This is a genomic window from Streptomyces sp. MS191, assembly GCF_008042125.1.
Taxonomy (GTDB): domain Bacteria; phylum Actinomycetota; class Actinomycetes; order Streptomycetales; family Streptomycetaceae; genus Streptomyces.
The window spans coordinates 1-22,956 of the sequence record NZ_RDBI01000006.1 but is presented as its reverse complement, the minus strand read 5'-3'; the positions used below and the strand labels follow the sequence as shown (position 1 = coordinate 22,956).

The window sequence follows — 22,956 nt, the reverse complement described above, 5'->3', positions numbered from 1 at the left end:
AGATCGAAGTGCGCTTCATCGGCGGACTGACGAGCAGCCAGCGGGATGTGTTCGCCGAAGCCGCGGACCGCTGGGCACGCGTGATCGTGGGAGACCTGGAGACCGCGGTCGTCCAGGACTTCAGCGGGACGGTCGTGGTCGACGACCTGCTGATCGACGCGGAGGGCGTGCCGATCGACGGTGTCGACAACGTCCCCAACATCCTCGGCCAGGCCGGCCCGACGCGGTTCCGCCGGAGCGACGCGGCCGCCGGGGCGGGGCTCCCCGCCACGGGCCGCATGCGCTTCGACAGCGCCGACCTCGCGCAGATGGAGGAGGAGGGCACACTCCTCGACGTGATCACCCACGAGATGGGACACGTGCTGGGCATCGGCACCGTCTGGGCCGACTTCGGCGTCCTGAAGGACTTCCCCGGCTCCGACCCGACCTTCGTCGGCCCCGGCGCGATGCGGGAGTTCGGCAGGCTCCGGGACACCGGCCCCCTGCCGGTGCCGGTCGCCAACGTCGGCGGTGTCGGCAGCGCGGGCGGCCACTGGCGGGAGTCCGTCTTCGACAACGAGCTGATGTCACCGAACATCGACGGCGCGCACAACCCGCTGAGCCGAGTGACGGTGGCGAGCCTGGAGGACCTCGGGTACCAGGTCGATCTGGACGCCGCCCAGGACTACGCGCTGCCGGACCTCTTCGAGATCGCCCGCTCGGGCCGCGTACCGCCGCCGACCCCGCAGTACGTCGTCCTCCCGACGATCCCGACCCGCGTCCCCGCCGACCGGCCCTGACGCGGAGCGCGGTGGCGCGGCGGGCGGCCGGACGACCCGCGCGCGGCCGGCACGGCCGAGTCGACCACGGCCACCGCCACCTCCGCCACGTCCACTTCCCCGTCCGATCACGACCGGCGGGACACCCTCCGCGGGGTGTCCCGCCGGTCGTGACGCTTCCGCCCCTGCGGACGGCGTGACGGCCCTCCGAGCCACGAGACCCGTGTTCCCGGCCCGGCGTCTTTGTCCGACGTGTCCCCTCAGCGCGCGTCGCTATGACCCGAGTTGACATTCTTCGCCCTGTTTTGCACTCCTCCCGCGCCGCCGACCCGAGAGATACCGGCGGCGCGCATTCGCGCCAATATGACCGTCCGACAAGTGATTTAATCGCTCGCCGTCTCAGTTCGAGGCGCGCCGGTGGATCCCAGGAGGTCGGATTGTGAAGTTCGGACGTACCCATGCCCGTCGACGTGGGCTTCGCCGTTCGCACCTCCTGGTCGCCGTGGGAATCGCCGCGGTCGGAGCCGGCATGACCCCCTGGCTCGGGATCGCGGGGCAGGCGCCCGCCGCTCCCGCGCCGAAGCCGACTCCCTTCCTCCAGCAGGCCGGGACCACGCCGCCGCACCACGGCGTCGCACCCGCCAACGCCATGCGCCGCGCGGCTCCCGTCCTCGACCGGACCGGCTGGACCGTGACCGCGAGCGACGAGGAGACCGCCGGCCAGAACGGCCGCGCGGCCAACGTCCTGGACGGCGACGAGACCACCCTCTGGCACAGCAAGTGGAGCGGTACCGCCACCCCGTTCCCGCACAGCGTCACCATCGACATGCACCGCACGGCGGTCGTGTCCGCGATCCTCTACCGCCCCCGGTCCGACAGTGCCAACGGGCGGATCGGCGAGTACAGCATCAGCCTCAGCACGGACGGCCAGAACTGGGGCAGTCCGGTCGCCGGCGGCACCCTCGCCGACGACGGCACCGCGAAGTCGCTCGGGTTCGCCCCGCAGGGAACCCGGTTCGTCCGTCTGACGGCGCTGTCCGAGGCCGGCGGGCGCGGCCCGTGGACGGCCGCCGCTGAGCTCAACCTGCTGGGCGACCCCGGCACCCCCGCCGCCACCGTCAACCTGTCCCGGTCCGGCTGGACCGCGACCGCGAGCGACGAGGAGACGGCCTCCGAGGACGGCCGCGCCGCCAACGTGCTGGACGGCGACGACGCCACCATCTGGCACAGCAGATGGAGCGGCACCCCCGCCCCGCTGCCGCACAGCATCACCATCGACATGCACCGCACCCAGGCCGTCTCGGCCCTCACCCTCCAGCCGCGCCAGGGGAAGGCGAACGGCCGGCCGGGCGCGTTCTCGATCACCACCAGCACCGACGGCGCGAACTTCGGCACCCCGGTGGCCATGGGCACCTGGCGGGACGACGACACCGTCAAGACGGCCACCTTCACCCGGACCCGGAGCGCCCGCTACATACGCCTGACGGTGACCACCGAGGCCGGCGGGCGCGGCCCCTGGACCTCGGCCTCCGAGATAGGCCTGAGCGGACCGGCCACCGCCGGCGTCCACGGTTCCTGGGGCCGGATCACCGGCTTCCCGCTGGTGCCGGTCGCCACCGCGGTGCTCCCCGGGGACAAGCTGCTCGCCTGGTCCGCGTACGCGACCGACCGCTTCGGCGGGAGCAACGGCTACACCCAGACCGCGATCCTGGACCTGAAGACCAACAAGGTCACCCAGCGCCGCATCGACCACACCGGCCACGACATGTTCTGTCCCGGCATAGCGATGCTCGCCGACGGCCGGGTACTGGTCACCGGCGGCAGCAACGCCGAGAAGGCCAGCATCTACGACCCGGTCCTGGACGACTGGACCACCACGACCGACATGAACATCCCGCGCGGCTACCAGTCGATGACGCTGCTCTCCACCGGCGAGGCGTTCGTCCTGGGCGGCTCGTGGAGCGGCGGGGCGGGCGACAAGGCGGGCGAGGTCTGGTCGCCGGAGACCCGTGCCTGGCGCAAGCTCACCGGTGTGCCGGCCTCCCCCGCGCAGACGGCCGACCCGGCGGGCCCCTACCGCTCCGACAACCACATGTGGCTGCACGCCACCTCAGGCGGCAAGGTGCTGCAGCTCGGCCCGAGCAGGCAGATGAACTGGATCACGACCGCCGGCGCCGGCAGCATCACCTCCGCCGGCACCCGGGCCGACAGCGGCGACGCGATGACGGGCAACGCCGTCGCCTACGACATCGGCAAGCTGCTCACGCTGGGCGGCTCACCGGCCTACGAGAAGACCCCCGCCACCAGCCGCGCGTACACCGTGGACATCTCGGGCGACCAGGTCCGGGCCGCGCGCACCGGCGACATGGCGCACGCCCGCGCCTTCAGCAACAGCGTCGTGATGCCCGACGGGAAGGTGGCCGTCTTCGGCGGTCAGGGATACCCGGTGCCGTTCAGCGACGCCACCTCGGTCCTGGCACCCGAGCTGTGGGACCCGGCGACCGGGTCCTTCACCCCGCTCGCCACGATGGCCGTGCCGCGCAACTACCACAGCGTCGCGAACCTCCTGCCGGACGGACGGATCTTCTCCGGCGGCGGAGGACTCTGCGGCGACTGCGCGACCAACCACGCCGACGGCGCGGTGTTCACCCCGCCGTACCTGCTCAACTCCGACGGTTCGCCCAAGCCGCGCCCCGTCATCGCCGGCGGTGTCCCCTCCCGTGCCGCCCCCGGTGCCTCGCTGACGGTGGACACCCAGGGCTCGGTCGCGTCGTTCGTCCTGATGCGGGCCGCGGCGGCGACCCACTCGACGGACAACGACCAGCGGCGGGTCCCGCTGGTGTCGACGGCCGCGGGCACCGGCAAGCACACGGTGCGGATCCCGACCGACACCGGTGTGGTCCTGCCGGGGAACTACATGCTCTTCGCGCTCGACGCGCAGGGGGTGCCGAGCATCGCGAAGTTCCTGACGATCTCCTGACGCCCGCAGGACGACGTACGACGGTGCCCGGCCTCCTGGAGGCCGGGCACCGTCGTACGCGCGGGGTCAGACGTAGGTCACGGTGACCCGTTCGAAGCCCAGGGCACGCAGCAGGCCCTGGAGCATGGACGTGGTGTTCTTCTCGGCCCGCAGCGGCAGGTCGCTCTCCTTGGCGGCGTCGCCGATGCGCTGGGCCGCGAGCACGTGCACGGCCCGCTCGTCGTTCGGGTTGTCGGAGAAGAGGTCGCCGAGCCGGTCCAGGAGTCCCCGCTGCTTGGAGACCGCGTACGACCTCTTGGGGTCGAGGGCGGGGTCGGCCAGTCGCGCGTGCGGCAGGCGCAGGGTGGCCGTGGTGCGCTCGGCGTCGACGGTCACGCTGTCCTGACCGATGCCGCCGAGGTCCACGTACGCGCCCACGGTGCCGCTCGCCACGTAGAGCGTGCGGGTGCCGCGGATCGAGTCCGGCAGGAACCGGGCGTCCTTCTCCAGGTCGACCACGACCTGGAAGTTGCCCGCGGCTCCTTCGTAGCGGTGCATGTCCTGGATCGACTTGAGCAGCGCGGGGCCGGAGCGGTCCTTCGTGTCCACGCCGAACACGTCGCCGAGGCCGGGCAGCAGGCTGAACCGCCCGAGGAGGACCGTCACCAGGGCCAGCGCGAGGAGAGCGACGGCGACGGCGGGCCAGCGGCGGGCCGCCCGACCACGGGCCGAAGCCTTGCGCGGTGGTGTGTCATCATCTTCTGCTCGCATGTACTCCGGGTGCCCGCCTTGGGAAAGTCCATGCCTCAACCAAGCCTCATCGCAGGGGAGTTGGCACGCGAGGGGCGGGGGAGGTCGCAACGACCTCCCCCGCCCCTCGCGCCCCTCGCCGGGGCCGCGGTCCGCCGTCAGGCCTGCGGGCCGCCGTAGTGTCCGCTCAGCATCCGCCGGTACTCGAGGTCCTCCAGATGCCGCTCGCGCACGAACTCGGGAGCGCTGCGGATCTCCTCCTTCGTACGGTTCAGGCGCACGACCCGCTCGTCCGGGTCGATCCGGGTCACGGTCCCGGCCGGCAGCAGGACCTCCTTGCCGAAGATCCACACGCCGGTGTCGACGACGATCCAGGCGGAGCCGAGTTCGTCGGAGTGCTTGTCGACCTTGCCGATGGAGCCGTCCAGCGCCTCGACCTTGTATCCGCTCAGCATCGCGCCGGCGGCGTGGCCGGAGGTGTCGCCGTAGGCCCACAGACTCTTGTCGGTCATCCGTTCGCTTCCTTCCACGTCAGGGTGCGGTCGATTCGCCCGCCGCCTTCCGCCGGGGGAAGGGGCGTCACGGACGTTCGCGTTCCCCCGCTCCTCGATCCCATGCCCCGGAGCGGCGCCGCGGCCGGATGTTCGGGGAACGTACGGGAGGGGCTCCGGCCCGTCGAACGCCGGATCCGTGCGGCTAGCATCGACCAGGCTTACCGCACCTGAGAGGCAGAGATGACGGAGTCCAGGGGCCTCGTGCTGATCGTCGAGGACGAGCGCCACATCTCCGATGTGCAGCGGCTCTATCTGGTCCGCGAGGGCTTCGGCGTCCACGTGGAGACGGACGGGACGGCCGGGCTCGCGGCCGCGCGGCGGATGCGTCCGGTGGCGATCGTGCTCGACATCGGCCTGCCCGGCATCGACGGCATCACCTTCTGCCGCGCGCTGCGGGAGGCCGGCGACTGGACGCCGGTCCTCCTCGTCACCGCGCGCGACGAGGAGGCCGACCGGATCCTCGGCCTGGAACTGGGCGCGGACGACTACCTGACGAAACCGTTCTCGCCGCGCGAGCTGGTCGCCCGTGTCAAGACCGTGCTGCGCCGGGCCGCCGGGCCGCCGGGTGGGGCGGCGCAGCAGCGCGTCGGCCGCCTCCGCCTGGATCCGGCCGCCCGCACCGTCCACCGCGACGGCGAGCCGGTCGACCTCACGGCCACCGAGTTCAACCTGCTCGCGCACCTGCTCCGGCACCTGGGCCAGGTCCTCACCCGCGACCGGCTCCTGGCGGAGGTGTGGGGGTACGCCGGCTACCGCGACACCCGGATGGTCGACGTCTTCGTCTCGCAGCTGCGCGCCAAGCTCGGCGACGCCAGCCCCATCGACACGGTCCGCGGCGTCGGGTACCGCGCGACGGCACCCGGCGCGTGAAGGGGTCCGGCACCGGCCCCCGCCGGGCCTCGCTCGCCCGTCGGCTCGTGCTGCTCACCACCGTGGTGGCCGCGCTCGCGGTGACGCTGACCGGGCTCGTCGCCTGGCAGACGGCCGCGCGGGGAGCCGAGGAGCGGGAGCGGGACCGGCTGGCGCGTCAGGCCACGGTCCTCAGCCGGCTGCCCGCCCTGTCGGAGGCGCTGTTCCACGGCGCCCAGGTCCTGGGAGGCCCGGACGGGGTGCAGCTGGCGGTCATCGCCCCCGACGGAACGGTGAGCGGCACCGCCACACCGGCCGTCGACACCGTGTCGAAGGCGTCCCTGCTGGCCGGCGAACCGGTCGCCACCCACGGGATCCTCGGCGGCCAGGACGTGCTGCTGGTGGGACGGCCGGGCGTCCGCGGCGGGGCGGTCGTGCTGACCGAGCCGTACGCGATCGTCACCGAGAACACGAACCGGGTCCGCCGCAACGTGATCGTGCCCCTCGTCGTCGGCATGCTCGGCGCCGGGCTGGCCGGGGCGCTGCTGGCGCGCAGGATCGGCCGGCCGCTCGTCCGGGCCGCGGGGATCGCGCACCGGCTCGCCGCCGGCGAGCGCGGCGTACCGGCGCCGGTCGACGGCCCCCGCGAGACCGCGGAGATCGGACAGGCCCTGAACGTCCTGGACGAGGCGCTCGCGCACAGCGAGAACCGGCAGCGGGAGTTCCTCCTCTCCGTCTCCCACGACCTGCGCACCCCGCTGACCGCGTTGCAGGGGTACGCGGAGGCGCTCGCGGACGGCCTGATCGAACCGGAGCGGGTGGCCGAGGTCGGCGCCGTCCTCGCGGACGAGACACGGCGGCTGGACCGCTTCCTCGCGGACCTGCTGGACCTGGCCCGGCTGGAGGCGGACGACTTCCGCCTCGACATGGCACCGTCCGATCTGGGCGCGGTCGTCGGCGAGGCCGCCGTGTTCTGGACCGAACCCTGCGCCCGCCGGGGCGTGGACCTGAGGTGCGAACGGCCGGCGCCGCCCGTCGTCGTCGAGACGGACGCCTTCCGGGTCCGGCAGCTGATCGACGGGCTGGTGCAGAACGCGCTGCGGGTGACACCCGAGGGGGCGCCGGTGGTGCTCGCGGTCCGGCCGGCTGCGGACGGCGGGGCCCGGATCCAGGTCCGGGACGGCGGCCCCGGACTCTCCGAGGACGACGAGCGCGTCGCCTTCGAGCCCGGCGCCCTGCACGCCCGCTACCGCGGCACCCGGCCGGTCGGCAGCGGTCTGGGGCTGACCGTCGCCCACCGTCTGACCGGCCGCCTCGGCGGCTCCCTCCGGGTCGAGGGGCACGGGCCGGAGGGTGGTGCCTGCTTCACCGTCACCCTGCCGCCGGAGCCCGGCACGTCCTGAGCGCCCGGCACGGACCGCGGCCGGCCCCGGCACGCCCCGGCCGCCCGCCGCGCACCGGTGCGCCGACCGTCCCCACCGCCCGTACCTTTCCCGAACAATGCGCCGACGCACGCCTTACCCGCGCCGGGCACCGTGAGGCGACATGAACACTTCATCGACCGAGGCGCCCGGACTCCTGTACCGGAGCGGGCGCTGGTGCGCGCGCCGTGCCTGGCACGTGGTGACCCTCTGGGTCCTCCTCCTGCTCGCCCTCGGGGCGGCGGACCGCGCCTGGGGCGGCACCTTCGCGGACAGCTTCTCCCTGCCGGGCACCCGTACCCAGACCGGCGCCGACCTGCTCCAGGCGCACACCGACACGGCCGGCGGCACGGCCTCGTCCGTCGTGCTGCGCTCCGAGCGGGGCGCCGTCACCGGACACCGGGCGGCGATCGAGGCGGCCGTCCGCGACCTGGAACGCCTGCCGGACGTCCTGTCGGTGGCGGACCCGCTCACCACCCCGGGAGCGGTCTCCGCCGACGGGGCCGTCGCCGAGATCACGGTCCGCTTCCGCGGCAACCCGGCGAGCTTCGACCCCTCCTATCTCGCCGGGGTCGACAGCGCCGTCCGGCCGTTGCGCGCCGACCGGGTCACCGTCGAGTACGGCGCCCCGCTCGGGCAGCTCGCGGCACCGCGTTCCGCGGACCGGGCGTCGGAAGCGATCGGTCTCGGCGTCGCCGTGCTCGTGCTGCTGATCGGTTTCGGCAGCGTCCTGGCCACCGCCCTGCCCCTCCTCACGGCCGCGCTCGGTCTGGCCGTCGCCCTGGCCGGGCTGGGGCTGCTCGCCGCACCCGTCGACTTCGCCCAGGCGGCCCCCACCCTGGCGGCGATGATGGGCCTGGGCGTCGGCGTCGACTACGCGCTCTTCCTCACCACCCGGTACCGGGCCATGCTCCAGGCCGGCACGGCGGCGGACGAGGCCGTCGGACGGGCGGTCGCCACCAGTGGCCGGGCCGTGCTGGTCGCCGCCGCCACCGTCGCCCTGGCCCTGGGCGGCCTCGGTGTGTCCGGGGTCGGCTTCATCGGCACCCTCGGCCTGGCGGCCGGGCTCGGCGTCGTGGTGGCCGCGGCCGCCTCCGTGACCCTGACCCCCGCGCTGCTGGGCCTGATCGGCCACCGCATCGACCGCCTCCGGGTGCGGCGGCCGGTCGCCGAGCCCACCGGCGCGTCCGACGTGTGGCACCGCTGGGCGCTCCGGGTGAGCCGGCGCCCCTGGCTCTGGCTGAGCGCCGGCGCGCTGGTGCTCGGCCTCCTTTCGGTGCCGGTCGCCTCCCTGCGCCTGGGCCACGTCGACTCCGGGGCACAGCCCACCGACCGGACCGACCGCCGCGCCTACGACCTGATCACGGAGGGCTTCGGCCCCGGCGCCAACGGCCCGCTCACCGTCGTCGTCCAGCTCGACAGCGGGCTGATCGCCGACGCGGGCGGACGCCGCGCACTCGGGGCCTCGGTCCAGCGGGAGCTGAGCGGGGTGCCCGGCGTCGCATCCGTCACGCCGCCGGCCCCCAGCGGCGACGGGGTGCTGCTCGTCACCGAGGTGACCCCCGCCTCCGGACCGCAGGAAGCGGCCACCACCGAACTGATCCACACCCTGCAGGACACCACGGTCCCCCGGATGCTGGCGGGCACCGGGGCGACGGGCTACGTCACCGGCGTGACCGCCTCGGCGCAGACCTTCACCGACACGCTCGTCACCCGGCTGCCGCTGATCATCGGCGTGGTGGTCGCCGGCGCGTTCCTGCTCCTGCTCGTCGTGTTCCGCAGCCCGCTGATCGCCCTCAAGGCCGCCCTGCTCAACCTGCTGTCCCTGGGCGCCGCCTACGGCGTGGTCGTCGCGGTGTTCTCCTGGGGCTGGGGCGGGGCGCTGTTCGGTGTCACCGAGAAGGTGCCCGTCGAGTCCTACGTGCCGATGATGATGTTCGCGATCGTCTTCGGGCTCTCGATGGACTACGAGGTCTTCCTGCTCTCCCGCATCCGCGAGTCGTGGCTCCGGGACGGGGACGACCACCTGGCCGTCGTCACCGGCCTCGCCGCCACGGCCCGGGTCATCACCTGCGCCGCGCTGATCATGACGAGCGTCTTCCTGGCGTTCCTGCTCTCGTCGAACGTCGCGGTGAAGATGCTGGCGCTCGGCCTCGGCGTCAGCGTCGTCCTCGACGCCACGGTCGTCCGCCTGCTTCTGGTGCCGGCCTCCATGTTCCTGCTGGGCCGCGCCAACTGGTGGCTGCCGGGTCCGCTCGACCGCCTCCTGCCGCGGCTCGAGCCCGAGGGGCCCGCCGCGGGATCCCCGCCGGTCACCGCCCCGGTGCTCACGACCGCCCCGGGCGGTGACCGGTGAGGCTCCTCCCGGCGCCGCTCCGCGCCCTCCCTCGCCGCCGTCTGGTCCCTGCGGTCACGGCCGTCGTGGCGGTGCTGGCCGTCGGCGCCGCGGGCGCGGCCGAGTACACGGCCCGGGCCGTGATCCGGGACCGGATCGCCCGCGCCGCGCCCGCGCTCGGCGACGACGTGACGGTGTCCACCGCCGGCGACTGGGCCCTGTGGGACCTGGCCCGGCGGACCATCCCGAGCCTTCGGGTCAGCAGCGACACCGCCGCGTTCGGGCCGCTCCCCCGAGTCGGCGTCCGGGTGCGGCTGGACGGGGTGCGCCTGGCGGGTGAGCCCGCCGTGAGCGGCAGCCGCGCCCAGGTGACCGTGCCGACGGAGTCGCTCGCCGCCGCACTGCGCGCCGCCGCGCCGTCGGTCCCGGTGTCCCGGGTCGCCACCGATCCGGCGCGGGGCACCGTCCTCGCCGCCGTGGGGCCCGGCGGCGCGGGACTGCTGACGCTGCGTCCCGTGCTCGCGGACGGGAAGGTCACGTTCACCGTCGAGAGCCTCACCCTGTTCGGGCGCGCCGTCCCCACCGGCCGGCTCGGGGCGGGCGGCGGGTTCGGGGTGGACGGCACCGGATCACGGGCGGGCGCGCCGAAGGAGTATCCGCTCGGACTCCGGGCCWCCTCGCTGCGGGTCCGGCCGGACGGCCTGCACGTCGACCTCGCGGGCGGGCCCAGCAGGCTGCCCGCCGCATGACGGTGCGGCGGCACCGGGAACACGCTCCCCGGTGCCGCCGCACTCGTGCCGGACGATCAGGCGCCGATCGGCCCCAGCATGCCCTCGCGGAGGCGCTTCAGGTTGCGCGAGAGGAGCCGGGAGACGTGCATCTGGGAGATGCCCAGCTCCTTGCCGATCTCGGACTGCGTCATCTCCTCGACGAACCGCAGGTGCAGGATGCGGCGGGCCCGCTCGTCGAGCTGGACGAGCAGCGGGGCGAGGGTGTGGAAGTCCTCGAAGAGTTCGAGCGCCGGGTCCTCGACTCCGATGAAGTCGGCGAGCGCGGCGTCGCCGTCCTCGGCGTCGCCGCCGCCCACGACGGCGTCCAGCGAGGAGGAGTTGTAGCCGTTGGAGGCGAGCCGGGCCTCGATCACCTCGTCCTCGGAGAGGTTCATCAGGGCGGCCAGCTCCGCCACGCGGGGCGCGCGGCCGAGCCGGGAGCTCAGCTCCTCGGTGGCCTTGGCCAGCTCCACCCGGGCCTCCTGCAGCCGGCGGGGCACGTGGACCGCCCAGGAGGTGTCGCGGAAGAAGCGCTTGATCTCGCCCACGATGTACGGGACGGCGAAGCTGGTGAACTCCACCTCACGGGAGAGGTCGAAGCGGTCGATGGCCTTGATGAGGCCGATGGTGCCGACCTGGACGATGTCCTCCATGTCGTCACCGCGGCCGCGGAAGCGACCCGCCGCGTAGCGCACGAGCGACATGTTCATCTCGATCAGGGTGTTGCGGGCGTACTGGTACTCGGGGGTGCCCTCCTCGAGTACCGCCAGCTCGTCGAAGAACACCTTCGACAGCTCGCGTGCGTCCGTCGGGGCGACCTTGCGGGGAGCCTCGACCAGCGGCAGGTTCCCCACCCACGTCTCCGCACCGGCCCTCGTCTGCGTCGTCACCGTAGTCGGCACTTCGATGCCCTCCCTTGCCCCTCGACAACTGTTCCTGCCCCGTGGAGGCGTCGCCTACCCCCACTTCCCCGACCCATGCCGACGAATCCCGAACAATTTTTCTCCGGGTCCGCCCKGCYGCGCGAAACGCCGCCGGAAGCCGTGGGCGGCGCCGTTCACACCAGCGCGAGGCGCGCCCTGACGCGCTTGCCCGACGGCTGCGGCTCGACGCTCACGCTCTCGCACACGGCCACGACGATCTCGACGCCGTGCTGACCGACGCGGGCCGGATCGTGGCCGCGGGGCACGGGAGACGCCTCCCGACCGTCGAACACCGAGATCTCCACGGCTCCCGGGAACAGCTCCAGCAGGACCCGGCAGGGCCCCGGAGCGTGCCGCACCACGTTCGTGACCAGCTCGCTGACCACCAGGCGCGCCAGATCGACGCGCTCACCGGTGACCGCGTGGCCGGCCGCCGCCGCGGCGGACAGGAACTCTGCGGCGAAGTCGCRTGCGGACGCGATCATGTCGTCGGCTCCGTCGTACGCGACGCTCGCCGACCGGGCAGGTCGTCGGGTCATGCTCTCCGCGGCGATCGCGTCCGTCATCGACGCCTCTCCTCCTCCTACGGCCTTCTGTGTCTCGTCTCGTCCTGCGCATTTTCCCCCAGGCACGCGTTCCACACCGCCTGTATCCGAAGACCCGGACATCGGGGGAGGCACGCGGTCGGTTCTCTCCTCCGCCGCGAAGATAGGGTGGACGGGCGGGAAAGGCGACCCGTGGACCCGGATCGACACGGAGGGAGTCCATCGGCCATGGACGAGAACCCCGACCCGTCCCGGCGGACGCCGGAGGAGACGACGCGGTCCGCCCGGGAGCTCATCGAGCTCCTGGAGGTGCTGTGGGAGCGCGGCAGGCACACCGTGTCGCCCACGCCCGTCTCGGCCTCCCAGCTGCGCGTCCTGTACAGCCTGGACCGCGAGGAGGGGATCAACCTCCGCGCCCTGGGCGAACTGCTCGGCTCCGCGCCGCCGTCGGTGAGCCGGATGTGCGACCGGCTGGAGGCGCTCGGGTTCGTGCAGCGGCTGCCGAGCCCGGTGAGCCGGCGGCAGCTCGAACTGCACCTGACCGGTCCGGGCAAGGCGTATCTGCGCGACCTGCGGGCCCAGCGGGAGGAGGCCCTCCTGGGCGTCGTCAACGCTATGTCGCCGACGACCCGCAAGGCGCTGCTGCGGGGGCTGGCCGGGTTCCAGGAGGCGTGGGAGAAGGCCGGGCACTCGCCCCGGCCGGGCCGGCCGCTCAAGGACGCCCGATCGGCTTGACCTCGGCCGGCCGCCCGTGCCAGTCGAGGCAGACCACGAGGGCGTCGTCGTCCAGTGGGGTGTCGCCGTGGTAGACGGCGAGTTCGCGCAGCAGGGCGGCGGGGACCTGGGCGGGCGGCAGGAGTCTCGTCGAGGTGAGCGCGCGGGCCAGCGCCCGCTGGCCGTAGAACTCGCCGGCCGGCGAGGGCGCGTCGTACACACCGTCGCTGCCGAAGAGCAGCCGGTCGCCGGGCAGGACCGAGAAGCGCTCGACGGCGTAGTCCGTCTCCTCGAACATGCCCAGCGGGAGCTGGGCCTCGAAGAGGACGGGGTCGACGGACCCGTCGCGCAGGCGCCACAGGCGGGGAGAGCCCGCGTCGACGATCTCGACCTCTCCCGTGTCGAGGGCGAAGCGCAGCAGCAGGACGGCGACGTGGGCGGCGCCCCGGTACCGCTCGTACACGGCCTGGTCCGCGAGGGCCGCCTGGTCGGCGAGGCCGAGGCCGGCGCGGCGGGCGTTGCGCAGGGCGTGGACGGCGAGGTTGCTGAGGAGCGCGGCTTCGATGCCCTCCCCCATGCCGTTGGTGACGGTCAGGGTCAGGTGGTCGGCGGAGACCGACCAGTCGTAGTTGTCGCCGAAGATCGCGTAGGCCGGTTCCAAATGCGCGCCGAGCTCGAACTCGGGCCGGGCGCAGGCCCGTCCGGGCAGCAGTTGCCACTGCATCTCGGCGGCGAGGGTCAGCCGGGTGGCCCGCCGGGCCAGCGCGTACAGGTCGGTGTCCCGCTCGGCGACGAGGATCTCGTGACCGAGCGCCTCGGCGATGCGCAGCAGCTGCGCCAGCAGGGGCCGGGGGTCCCGCTCGGGCGGCAGGGTCACCGTCAGGACTCCCATGCGGTCCCCGCGGACGGTGACCGGGAGGTGCACGGAGACGGCGTCGGGGTGCCGGGTGACGTGCGGCTCCTGCGAGCCGAAGGCACGTCCCTGCGGGCTGTCGTGGACGGCCACGGGTTCGCCGGTGTCCGGCGTCTGGGTCACGAGTTGCAGCGAGCGCAGGCCGTAGTCGACCAGTCGCAGTTCCGCGCGCCGGGCTCCGTAGTGCTCCCGCAGGGCGTCCTGCACGACCGTCGGCAGGAGGTGTGGCGCGGCCTCGCGCAGGGCCAGCTCGACGGCGGCGATCTCGTCCACGTGCTCTTCTCTTCCTCTTCTCTGCTTCCGGACCCCTGCCGCGCGCCCGGGACCTCCCGGGCGGGCGCGGCAGAAGTCGGCTATCTCGCGCCGCCGGCGGCGCTGAGCGCCTGCTCCACGTCGGCGTGCAGCGGGGTCGTCGTGGTCAGTCCGGTGATCTCCAGGATGCGCCGTACGGCGGGAGTCGGCGCGACGAGATGGATGTCGCCCCGCGCGTCCCGGGCCGACCGCCCCGCCCTGATCAGGACGTTCAGTCCGGAGGAGTCCATGAACTCGAGCGAGGACAGGTCGAGGACGACGTGGTGACGGCCGTGCAGGATCTGGTCGGCCAGATGCTGGTGGAGGAGGTCGGCCGTCTCGATGTCGAGCTCGCCGCCTACGGACAGCACCGCCGTGTCCGCGCCGCGAATGGCCACCTCGACGTCCAGGTTCACTGCTCGCTCGGGCATACTCCCTGCTTTCTGTGGATGGAGATCTACCGACGCCTACCCCGTCAGGAGACGCGCACGCCGATCAGGCAGGTGTCGTCGTCGGTGTCGGACCTGCTGTGGGTCAGCAGTGCGTCCAGCCGGGCCTCGAGGCCGGCCGCCGGCGCCTGCGCGGCGGCCAGGAGGTGGGCCAGGGAGTCGTGCACGGAGGTGTCCCGACGCTCGACGAGGCCGTCGGTGTACATGAGGATCGTGTCCTCGGGCTCCAGCCGGCACTCCGCCTCCTCGTACTCCGCCTCGGCGAGGGCGCCCAGGAGGAGCCCGCGGAGCATCGGGAGGGTGCTCGCCTCCTCGCCCCGCACCAGCACCGGCGGGAGGTGCCCGGCCCGGGCCCAGCGCAGGATGCGGGTCTCCGGATCGAACACGCCGCAGACGGCGGTGGCCGTCACCTGCTCGGTGAGGTGGTGCGCGACGATGTTGAGCCAGGAGAGCAGTTGTCCCGGGCCGGCCCCGGTGACCGCGAGGCCGCGCAGGGCGTTGCGCAGGACGACCATTCCGGTGGCGGCCTCGATGCCGTGGCCGGCGATGTCGCCGACGCACAGCAGGATCTTCTTGGAGGGGAGCACGACGGCGTCGTACCAGTCGCCTCCGACGAGGGACTCCGTCTCGGCCGGCCGGTAGCGCACCGCGACGTCCAGACCGGGGGCGTCGAGCGGGGCCCGGGTGGGCGGCATGATGGCGTGCTGCAGCTGGAGGGCCAGGCGGTTGCGCTCGGCCGACTCCTGCTCCGTGACGGCGAGCTGGTCGCGGGTGGCCGCGAGGGCGACCTCGGTCCAGTGCTGTGCGGAGATGTCCTGGTAGGCGCCCCGCACGGCGAGGAGCGCGTCGTCGGGGTCGAGGACGGGTTCGGCGATGACCCGGATGTGCCGGGTCACCCCGTCCGGGCGGAGCAGCCGGAAGGCCGTCGAGGTCGCGCGTCTGTGGTGCAGGACCGCCTGCAGGAAGCGGCCGATGGCGACGGAGTCGTCCGGATGGGCGTGGGCGGCGAGGTCCCGCAGCGAGACCGGGGTCTCCCGGGGGTCCCTGCCGTACAGGTCGAAGAGCTGGCTGTTCCAGGTGATCTCGCCGGTCAGCACGTGCTCCTCGAAGCCGCCGATCCGGCCGAGGCGCTGGGCGTGCTGGAGCAGGCTCGCGAGGCGGGCGGTCTCGTCCTCGATGCGCCAGATGAGGAGGACGCTGTCGCCGTGCCGGCTGATGCTCAGGTCGGCGACGGACGCCAGCGGCACCTGGTCCACGAGGGCGGTCACCCGGGCGCGCCGGGCGCGGAACGGCTCGCCGGTGGCGTAGACGCGCTCGACCCGTTCGAACAGCTCGCCCTCGCCGGCCGCCGCGGGGTACGCCTCCAGGAGCAGCGCGCCGTCGACGGCGCTCCTGGGGCGGCCGGCGGGGTCCTGGAAGTGCTCGTTGGCGTGCCGGATGCGGAAGTCCTTGAGGCGGCCCTCCGGATCCAGGTACGGGGTGAGGACGAGTGCGGGGTCGTAGAGCCCGCCGGCGAGGTCCACGAGCTCGGACACCCCGGTCGCGGGGCGCGGGACGACGGTGACCGTCGGGGCGGAGGCGCTCTCGAGTGTGTGGCCGCACAGCTCGGCCAGTGCCTCGATCTGGCGCTCCACCGCCTGCGGCTGGGGCGGGAGCGGCCGGGGCCAGCAGATCTCCAGGACGCCGTGTATCCGGCCGCCGGTGCCGGCGGGTACGGCCACCCGGGCGCCGTCGGGGTGACGCGTGTGCCCGATCGAGGGGATGCCGGCGGCTTCGAGCGAGGGGAACCACACGGTGCGCCGCCCGGTGAGCGCCTGGCGGGCGACCGTGGCCACACCCGGCGGGACGTAGCGCCAGCGCGCGGACTCCTCGGCGCCGAAGCCGGCGTGGCCGCAGAGCGTCAGCGAGGCGTCGGGGCCGACGGTCCAGACGGCGACGGCGGTGGCTCCCAGAGGTGCGAGGGCGTGTTCGAGGAGGGACTCGGCGACGGACTGGGTGTCCCCGGCGTTCAGCGCGGCGCTCTCGGCCGTGCGCAGCCGCACGGCGACCGACGCGTCGGGCGCGTCGGGCGCGGCGTCGGTGCCGGGCTCGCCGACGGCCCGCCGGACGAAGTCTTCGGCGACCTCCGCGACCTGGTCGCGGGCGGCCTGGTTGACGATGTCGGCGGCCAGCTCCAGCTGCGACAGCCCGGCCTGGGCGGCGAGTTCGGCGAGCTGGCGCGCCGCCTGCGCCGGGCCGCACCGCAGGCGTTCGACGAGGACGCCCTTGGCCAGTTCGATCAGGGCGCGCCCGTCGGCCGCGGCGTGCGCCGCCCTCACCTCTCCGCGCAGCCGTTCCACCGTCGCGGCCAGCCGCCCGACGGTGTCGCCGTACGGGGCGTCGGCGGACTCCCCGCCGGGCGTCGTGCCGGTGCGACCGCCGGTGGCCGGAGCGGGAACGGCCAGGTCGGGTACGGGGCCGTCGGCGGCCCGCCCCGCGGACGGCTCGATGCCCAGGGGGCCGGGGCGGCCCTGAACTTCCTGGACGCCGTCGACGGAGACCCGGCGCTGCGCGGCGTCCCGGTCCTCGCCCACAACAACCGGCGGCTCACCGCCGGATGCAGTCGATGAGGTCGTCGGCGTCGACCGGCTTGGTGACGTAGTCGCTGGCCCCGGACGCCAGGCTCTTCTCCCGGTCGMCGGGCATGGCCTTGGCGGTGACCGCGATGATCGGCAGGCCGGCGTGGGCGGGCATCTGGCGGATCGTCGCGGTCGCCGTGTAGCCGTCCATCTCCGGCATCATCACGTCCATCAGGATCAGGTCGATGTCCGGGTGTGCGGCGAGCGCGTCGATCCCCTTGCGGCCGTTCTCCGCGTGCAGCACCTCGATGCCGTGCAGCTCCAGGATGCCGCTCAGGGCGTACAGGTTGCGCGCGTCGTCGTCGACGACGAGCACGGTGCGGCCGTGCAGGCCGGGGTCGACGGTCCGCGGGGCGGGGACGCGCTGCTCCGCGCCGAGGAGCGGGACGACGTCGCCCGGCTGGTCGGCGGACAGGTGCAGGGCGATCCGCTCGCGCAGTTCGTCGAGGCTGGAGATGAGTTCCAGCGGGCGCTTCTCGGCCCGCTTCTGGAGAGCCCGTTCGTGGGCGGCGGTGAGCCGCCGGTTGTTGTGGGCGAGGACCGGGACGCCGCGCAGCGCCGGGTCTCCGTCGACGGCGTCCAGGAAGTTCAGGGCCTCGCCCTGGGCCATGTCGACCTCGAGGACGACGCAGTGGAAGGGACGGGTGGCCAGGGCGGTCGCGGCCTCCTGGGGACCGACGGCCGCGATGACCTCGATGTCCTCCCGGTCCTGGGGGCTGCGGCCGGAGCCGAGCTCGGCGACGGCGTTCTCGGCGACGAGGGACAGCAGGCCGCGCGGGCGCTCCTCGATCACGAGGAGGCGCCGGGGCTGGCGCTCCGGCGCCGGTACGGGGGCGGCGGCGCGGGCGGGGGTGTCCGCCTCGTCCGCCGGACCCCCGTCGGCGTCGCGGTCGACGTGCTCGTGGGCGGACTGCTCCTGGAAGTCGGCCCGGGCCACGGGCAGGTACAGCGTGAAGGTGCTGCCCTGGCCGGGCTCGCTCTCGGCGGTCAGGGCGCCGCCGAGCAGATGGACGATCTCGCGGCTGATGGACAGGCCGAGGCCGGTGCCGCCGTACTTGCGGTTGGTGGTGCCGTCCGCCTGCTGGAAGGCGCCGAAGATGGCCTCCAGGTGCTGTGCGGCGATGCCGATGCCGGTGTCCTTGACCCGGAAGGCCACCACCGCGCCGCCGCGGTGGACCGTGCCGGGCAGCTCGTCGTCGGCGGCCGGCTCGATGCGCAGCTCGACGCTGCCGCGTTCGGTGAACTTGACGGCGTTGGACAGCAGGTTGCGCAGGACCTGCTTCAGGCGCGAGTCGTCGGTGAACAGGTCGACGGGCACGCCGGGCGCGGTGGAGATCGTGAAGGCGAGGCTCTGCTGGGTGGTGAGCGGCCGGAACGTCGCCTCGACGTAGTCGAGGAGCTGGCGCAGGGAGACCCGCTCCGGGTTGAGGTCCATCTTGCCCGCCTCGACCTTCGACAGGTCGAGGATGTCGTTGATCAGCTGCAGGAGGTCGGATCCGGCCGAGTGGATGATGCCGGCGTACTCGACCTGCTTGGCCGTGAGGTTGCGGGTCGGGTTCTGGGCGAGCAACTGGGCCAGGATGAGGAGGCTGTTGAGCGGGGTGCGCAGCTCGTGGCTCATGTTCGCCAGGAACTCGGACTTGTACTTCGAGGCCAGCGAGAGCTGCTGGGCACGCTCCTCCAGCTCCTGGCGGGCCTGCTCGATCTCCAGGTTCTTGGCCTCGATGTCGCGGTTCTGGGAGGCCAGCAGGGCCGCCTTGTCCTCCAGCTCCGCGTTGGAGCGCTGCAACTCGTCCTGCTGCACCTGCAGTTCCTCGGAGCGCGCCCGCAGCTCGTCGGCCAGCCGCTGGGACTCGCCGAGGAGTTCGTCGGTACGGGCGTTGGCGACGATCGTGCTGACGTTGACGCCCACGGTCTCCATCAACTGGGCGAGGAAGTCCCGGTGCACGGAGGTGAACGGGGTGAAGGAGATCAGCTCGATCACGCCGAGGACCTGGTCCTCGACGACGATCGGCAGCACGACCAGGCTGCCGCGGGTGGTCCGGCCGAGGCCGGAGGAGATGGAGACGTAGTCGCCGGGCACGTTCTCGGCCGCGATGACACGGCGGCTGCGGGCGGCCTGTCCGACGAGGGACTCCCCCAGCCGGAACCGGCCGGGGCCGGCGCTGTCGGCGGGCCGTCCGTAGGAGCCGACGAGGACGAGCTCGGTGCCGTCCTCCCCCTCCTGCGCGAGGTAGAAGGCGCCGTACTGGGCTGAGACGAGCGGGGTCAGCTCGTCCATGACGAGTTCGGCGACGACGGCCAGGTCGCGGTGGCCCTGCATCAGTTCGGAGATCCGGGTCAGGCTGGACTTCAGCCAGTCCTGCTCCTGGTTGGCCCGGGTCGTCTCGCGGAGCGAGCCGACCATCGAGTTGATGTTGTCCTTGAGCTCGGCGACCTCGCCCGAGGCGTCGACGGTGATGGAGCGGGTCAGGTCGCCCTCGGCGACCGCGCTGGCGACCTCGGCGATGGCGCGGACCTGCCGGGTGAGGTTGCCGGCGAGTTCGTTGACGTTCTCGGTGAGCCGCTTCCAGGTGCCGGAGACGCCCTCGACCTCGGCCTGGCCGCCGAGGCGGCCCTCGCTGCCGACCTCGCGGGCGACGCGGGTGACCTCGGCGGCGAAGGAGGACAGCTGGTCGACCATCGTGTTGATGGTCGTCTTCAGCTCCAGGATCTCGCCCTGGGCGTCCACGTCGATCTTCTTCGACAGGTCGCCGTTGGCGACGGCGGTGGTGACCTGGGCGATGTTGCGGACCTGGCCGGTGAGGTTGTTCGCCATGGAGTTGACGTTGTCGGTCAGGTCCTTCCAGGTGCCGGCGACGTTCGGCACCCGCGCCTGACCGCCCAGGCGTCCCTCGGTGCCCACCTCGCGGGCGACGCGGGTCACCTCGTCGGCGAACGCCGACAGCGTGTCCACCATCGTGTTGATGGTGTCGGCGAGCGCGGCGACCTCGCCCTTCGCCTCGACGGTGATCCGGCGCGACAGGTCGCCCCGGGCGACGGCGGTGGCGACCTGGGCGATCGAGCGCACCTGGCCGGTGAGGTTGGACGCCATCACGTTGACGTTGTCGGTCAGGTCCTTCCAGGTGCCCGAGGCGCCGCGGACGGTGGCCTGGCCGCCGAGGTTGCCCTCGGTGCCGACCTCGCGGGCCACGCGGGTCACCTCGTCGGCGAACGCCGACAGCTGGTCGACCATCGTGTTGATGGTGTTCTTCAGCTCGCGGATCTCGCCGCGGGCGTCCACGTCGACCTTCTGCGAGAGGTCGCCCTTGGCCACCGCGGTGGCGACGTGCGCGATGGAGCGGACCTGCGCGGTGAGGTTGCCGGCCATGGAGTTGACCGAGTCGGTCAGGTCGCGCCAGGTGCCGGACACGCCCTTCACGTCCGCCTGACCACCGAGGATGCCCTCGGTGCCGACGTCCCGGGCCATGCGGGTCACCTCGTCGGCGAACGCCGACAGCTGGTCGACCATGGTGTTGATGGTGTTCTTGAGTTCCAGGATCTCGCCGCGGGCGTCCACGTCGATCTTCTGGGACAGGTCGCCCTTGGCGACGGCCGTCGCGACCTGGGCGATGTCACGCACCTGGGTCGTGAGGTTGCCGGCCATCGCGTTCACCGAGTCGGTCAGGTCCGCCCAGGTGCCCGAGACCCCGGGCACCTCGGCCTGGCCGCCGAGCGTGCCCTCGGTGCCGACCTCGCGGGCCACCCGGGTCACCTCGGAGGTGAAGAGGGACAGCTGGTCGACCATGCCGTTGAAGACGCTGGAGATCTCGCCCATGAGGCCGCTCGCCTCGTCGGGCAGCCGGGTGCCGAAGTCCCCGTCCCGGACGGCGGTGAGGCCGGCCAGGAGCTGGCGCAGCTCCGGCTCGCTCACCGCTGCGGCTCTCCGCCGGCGCGGCGTGGAGGGACTCTCGATCGTCGTCTCGGACATGGCTCATCCTCGCTGGTTAGCCGGGCACCTGCCAAGGGGCTCGGCTGCCGACGGCCCCAGGTCAGGCCGTCACCCCTCGCGTACGTCTCCGGCCTCGCGACCGTTGCCGTACGACAATCAAACAGGAGCCTACTCCCCCGTGATCGCCGGAAGGGAACGGCGGCGGACCAAGCGGCCGGAAACCTGCGCTGCGGGCGCCGATTCCCGGGGATCCGGCCGTGAGGACGTGGCGGGCGTCACGTCCCCGGGCACCGGCATGCGGCCCGGAAACCGGGGTAGGCGCCGCTCCGAGCCGGGCGGCCGGCGCCCAGGCGGCGAGGAGAGATCCCTGTGCTGATGGCCCATCCCGTGGTGCTGAGCAAGCTGGTCGAGGAGTACGAGACGCTGAGCGTGCTGCACGCGGAGAACGGGAGTCCCGCGGTGCGCCGGCGCATGGAGGACCTCGCGTACACGCTGTGTGTCTCCACCGGTACCCGGGACGTCGACACGGCGCTGATCGCCGCCCGCCACCGGCTGCCGGGAGCGCGTCCCGAGGACGACTCCGTCCTGATGGCCTGAACCGGTCCGACCCGCGCCGGGGAGCGGCGCGGGGCGCCCGGGACACCCGAAGGCGCCCGCCGGGCGACGTGCCCGGCGGGCGCCTTCGTCGTGCCCGGGGTCAGGAGGCCGGGACCTCGTCGACGAAGGCCGTTCCGGCACTCCGCAGACCGGCGACCTTCGCGGCCACCTGGGCCGGCGTGAGGACCTGGTCCTTGACGTGCAGGACGTAGTCGACCTGCTGGTCGTACGCGCGCGGGGTGGTCGAGGTCTGGCCGTTCAGGTCGATCAGCCACTGGTTGAAGTTGATCGACATGGGCCGCTCGGGCAGGTACTGGGCGCCGTGGGTGCCGAACTGCTGCCCGTCGACGTAGTAGGTGATCGCGTCGTTGTCGATGGTCACGACGAGGTCGTGCCAGCCGGCGAAGCTCTGCCGGCTCTCGCTGTGCTGGTTGACGGCCTGCCAGGGGTCGGGGTTGTAGGTCTCCCACGAGGTCGTGTAAAGGATGTTCGCGGGCTCGCCCCAGCCGCCGTTGGGCAGGTACTCGAAGTCGTACTCGGCGTAGTCGTCGGCCATCGGCGCCTTGAGGTCGTTGATGGTGAAGAAGGTCTGGACGAGGTGGTCGCCGTCGGGTCCGGACACCGGCGCGTCCGAGAACCTGACGCGGGCCGCGTAGGTGCCGTTCCGGAACTTCGTCGCCCGGGTGAGGACCTCGGTGTGCCGGGTGGACTCGCCCGTGCCGGCGGTGGACGTCCGCAGGTTCATCACCTTGTTCCCGCCCTGGTCCACGAAGGTGACCTTCGAGGGGTCCCAGACGGCGCCGGGCACGCCGGGCCCGCCGGAGTTGGAGCGGACGCTCCAGCCGTGCGCCGATAGGGCGGGGTCCGTGTGCGCGGTGTAGCTGAAGTCGTCGAACAGGGTCTGGCCGCCGCCCGGCGGGTCGGTCGGGTCCGTGGGATCGGTCGGGTCCGTGGGGTCCGTGGGGTCGTTGCCCTCGGGGGCGACACCCCACACCGTCGCGCCGTTCACCTGTGCGGTGACCTTGGTCCAGTCGGCGTACGCGGTCTGGCCGCCGCCGAAGGAGTAGTCGTCGCTCTGCTTCAGGGGCTGCCAGGTGGACTGGTGGAAGCGCAGTTGCATGTCGCCGGTGTCGGCGCCGGGCGCCAGGGTTCCCGCGCCCGCGGTGAATCCGATCTCCAGGTAGCGGTCGGCGGTGGCGGTGGGGTGGTCGAGGGTGCCGAAGGTGCCGGTGACGGCGGAGCAGCCCCGCACGGCCCACGAGCAGGCGAAGCGGTAGGCGGCGCCCGGGGAGTCCGCCTTGAAGTAGTAGCGGACCTTGACCTGGCTCAACTGAACGGTGGCGGAACCGGTGTTGCGGACCTTGAACCACGGTTCGCTCTGGTCGGCGGTGGCCCCGCCGGCACTGGTGCGGTACTGGACGGCCAGGCCGTCGGCGGCGGCCGAGGCGGTGGTGACGGGCAGGGTGGCCAGCGCGGCGCTGCCCACGAGGGCGGTCAGGGCGAGGGCCGCGCGGGTGCGGCGGCCGAGGGGGCGAGTGCTCATCCGTGTCCTTTCGTTGGCTCCCGCTCGGTGCGGGAG

General features: G+C 73.2%; 17 protein-coding genes. 8 read left to right on the top strand and 9 right to left on the bottom strand.

Going from position 1 to position 22,956, the window contains the following annotated elements; all coding sequences use genetic code 11:
* Together EAO71_RS01230 and EAO71_RS01225 are read left to right on the top strand one after the other, a co-directional pair.
* On the top strand, positions 1–779 hold a 779-nt coding region (locus EAO71_RS01230; RefSeq protein WP_147975937.1), incomplete at its 5' end, for a leishmanolysin-related zinc metalloendopeptidase.
* A 508-nt stretch (positions 780–1,287) separates the two neighbouring features.
* On the top strand, positions 1,288–3,738 hold the full coding sequence (locus tag EAO71_RS01225; RefSeq protein ID WP_261991932.1) for a discoidin domain-containing protein: 2,451 nt from the start codon (positions 1,288–1,290) through the stop codon (positions 3,736–3,738).
* A gap of 66 nt (positions 3,739–3,804) precedes the next feature.
* Here the strand turns inward: EAO71_RS01225 and EAO71_RS01220 are convergent, their stop codons facing one another.
* A complete protein-coding gene (locus EAO71_RS01220) occupies positions 3,805–4,488 on the bottom strand; it encodes a DUF4230 domain-containing protein (RefSeq protein WP_147975894.1) in 684 nt (227 codons plus the stop codon).
* Between the two features lie 137 nt (positions 4,489–4,625).
* Entirely contained in the window at positions 4,626–4,979 is a 354-nt protein-coding gene (locus tag EAO71_RS01215) for a PRC-barrel domain containing protein (protein WP_147975893.1), read from the bottom strand.
* Between the two features lie 222 nt (positions 4,980–5,201).
* Between EAO71_RS01215 and EAO71_RS01210 the strand changes: the two genes are divergently transcribed.
* The 4 genes from EAO71_RS01210 to EAO71_RS01195 all read left to right on the top strand — a co-directional run bounded on the left by EAO71_RS01210 (position 5,202) and on the right by EAO71_RS01195 (position 10,375).
* Positions 5,202–5,891 carry a response regulator transcription factor gene (locus tag EAO71_RS01210; RefSeq protein ID WP_147975892.1) on the top strand — a complete coding sequence of 230 codons (690 nt, stop codon included), beginning with the start codon at positions 5,202–5,204 and terminating at the stop codon, positions 5,889–5,891.
* Positions 5,888–7,273: a HAMP domain-containing sensor histidine kinase gene (locus EAO71_RS01205; protein ID WP_147975891.1), complete on the top strand. Its 1,386-nt coding sequence runs from the start codon at positions 5,888–5,890 to the stop codon at positions 7,271–7,273. The genes EAO71_RS01210 and EAO71_RS01205 overlap by 4 nt, the downstream gene beginning before the upstream one ends.
* Positions 7,274–7,415: 142 nt before the next feature.
* Positions 7,416–9,647, top strand: a complete 2,232-nt coding sequence (locus tag EAO71_RS01200) for an MMPL family transporter (RefSeq protein ID WP_147975890.1) — start codon at positions 7,416–7,418, stop codon at positions 9,645–9,647.
* A complete protein-coding gene (locus tag EAO71_RS01195; protein ID WP_147975889.1) occupies positions 9,644–10,375 on the top strand; it encodes an LmeA family phospholipid-binding protein in 732 nt (243 codons plus the stop codon). Before EAO71_RS01200 ends, EAO71_RS01195 begins: the two co-directional genes overlap by 4 nt.
* A 56-nt stretch (positions 10,376–10,431) precedes the next feature.
* On the opposite strand, the gene EAO71_RS01190 is transcribed toward EAO71_RS01195, so the two are convergent.
* Both EAO71_RS01190 and EAO71_RS01185 read right to left on the bottom strand, forming a co-directional pair.
* Positions 10,432–11,286 carry an RNA polymerase sigma factor SigF gene (locus EAO71_RS01190; RefSeq protein WP_147975935.1) on the bottom strand — a complete coding sequence of 285 codons (855 nt, stop codon included), beginning with the start codon at positions 11,284–11,286 and terminating at the stop codon, positions 10,432–10,434.
* 167 nt (positions 11,287–11,453) lie between these two features.
* Complete coding sequence (locus EAO71_RS01185; protein WP_147975888.1) at positions 11,454–11,885, bottom strand: ATP-binding protein; 432 nt, start codon at positions 11,883–11,885, stop codon at positions 11,454–11,456.
* A 207-nt stretch (positions 11,886–12,092) separates the two neighbouring features.
* Between EAO71_RS01185 and EAO71_RS01180 the strand changes: the two genes are divergently transcribed.
* A complete protein-coding gene (locus EAO71_RS01180) occupies positions 12,093–12,599 on the top strand; it encodes a MarR family winged helix-turn-helix transcriptional regulator (protein WP_147975887.1) in 507 nt (168 codons plus the stop codon).
* On the opposite strand, the gene EAO71_RS01175 is transcribed toward EAO71_RS01180, so the two are convergent.
* The 4 genes from EAO71_RS01175 to EAO71_RS01160 form a co-directional block, all read right to left on the bottom strand.
* Complete coding sequence (locus EAO71_RS01175) at positions 12,577–13,764, bottom strand: PP2C family protein-serine/threonine phosphatase (RefSeq protein WP_147975886.1); 1,188 nt, start codon at positions 13,762–13,764, stop codon at positions 12,577–12,579. The genes EAO71_RS01180 and EAO71_RS01175 overlap by 23 nt on opposite strands.
* Before the next feature lie 80 nt (positions 13,765–13,844).
* Positions 13,845–14,213 carry an STAS domain-containing protein gene (locus EAO71_RS01170; RefSeq protein ID WP_147975885.1) on the bottom strand — a complete coding sequence of 123 codons (369 nt, stop codon included), beginning with the start codon at positions 14,211–14,213 and terminating at the stop codon, positions 13,845–13,847.
* Between the two features lie 44 nt (positions 14,214–14,257).
* A complete protein-coding gene (locus tag EAO71_RS01165; RefSeq protein ID WP_187282515.1) occupies positions 14,258–16,726 on the bottom strand; it encodes a SpoIIE family protein phosphatase in 2,469 nt (822 codons plus the stop codon).
* A gap of 91 nt (positions 16,727–16,817) precedes the next feature.
* A complete protein-coding gene (locus tag EAO71_RS01160) occupies positions 16,818–20,819 on the bottom strand; it encodes a HAMP domain-containing protein (RefSeq protein WP_147975884.1) in 4,002 nt (1,333 codons plus the stop codon).
* Between the two features lie 330 nt (positions 20,820–21,149).
* Between EAO71_RS01160 and EAO71_RS01155 the strand changes: the two genes are divergently transcribed.
* Positions 21,150–21,377 (top strand): DUF5133 domain-containing protein, encoded by a 228-nt coding sequence (locus EAO71_RS01155; protein ID WP_147975883.1) that lies wholly within the window; start codon positions 21,150–21,152, stop codon positions 21,375–21,377.
* 100 nt (positions 21,378–21,477) lie between these two features.
* Here the strand turns inward: EAO71_RS01155 and EAO71_RS01150 are convergent, their stop codons facing one another.
* Positions 21,478–22,920, bottom strand: coding sequence for a cellulose binding domain-containing protein (locus EAO71_RS01150; protein ID WP_147975882.1), 1,443 nt, complete (start codon positions 22,918–22,920; stop codon positions 21,478–21,480).
* Between the last annotated feature and the right edge of the window lie 36 nt (positions 22,921–22,956).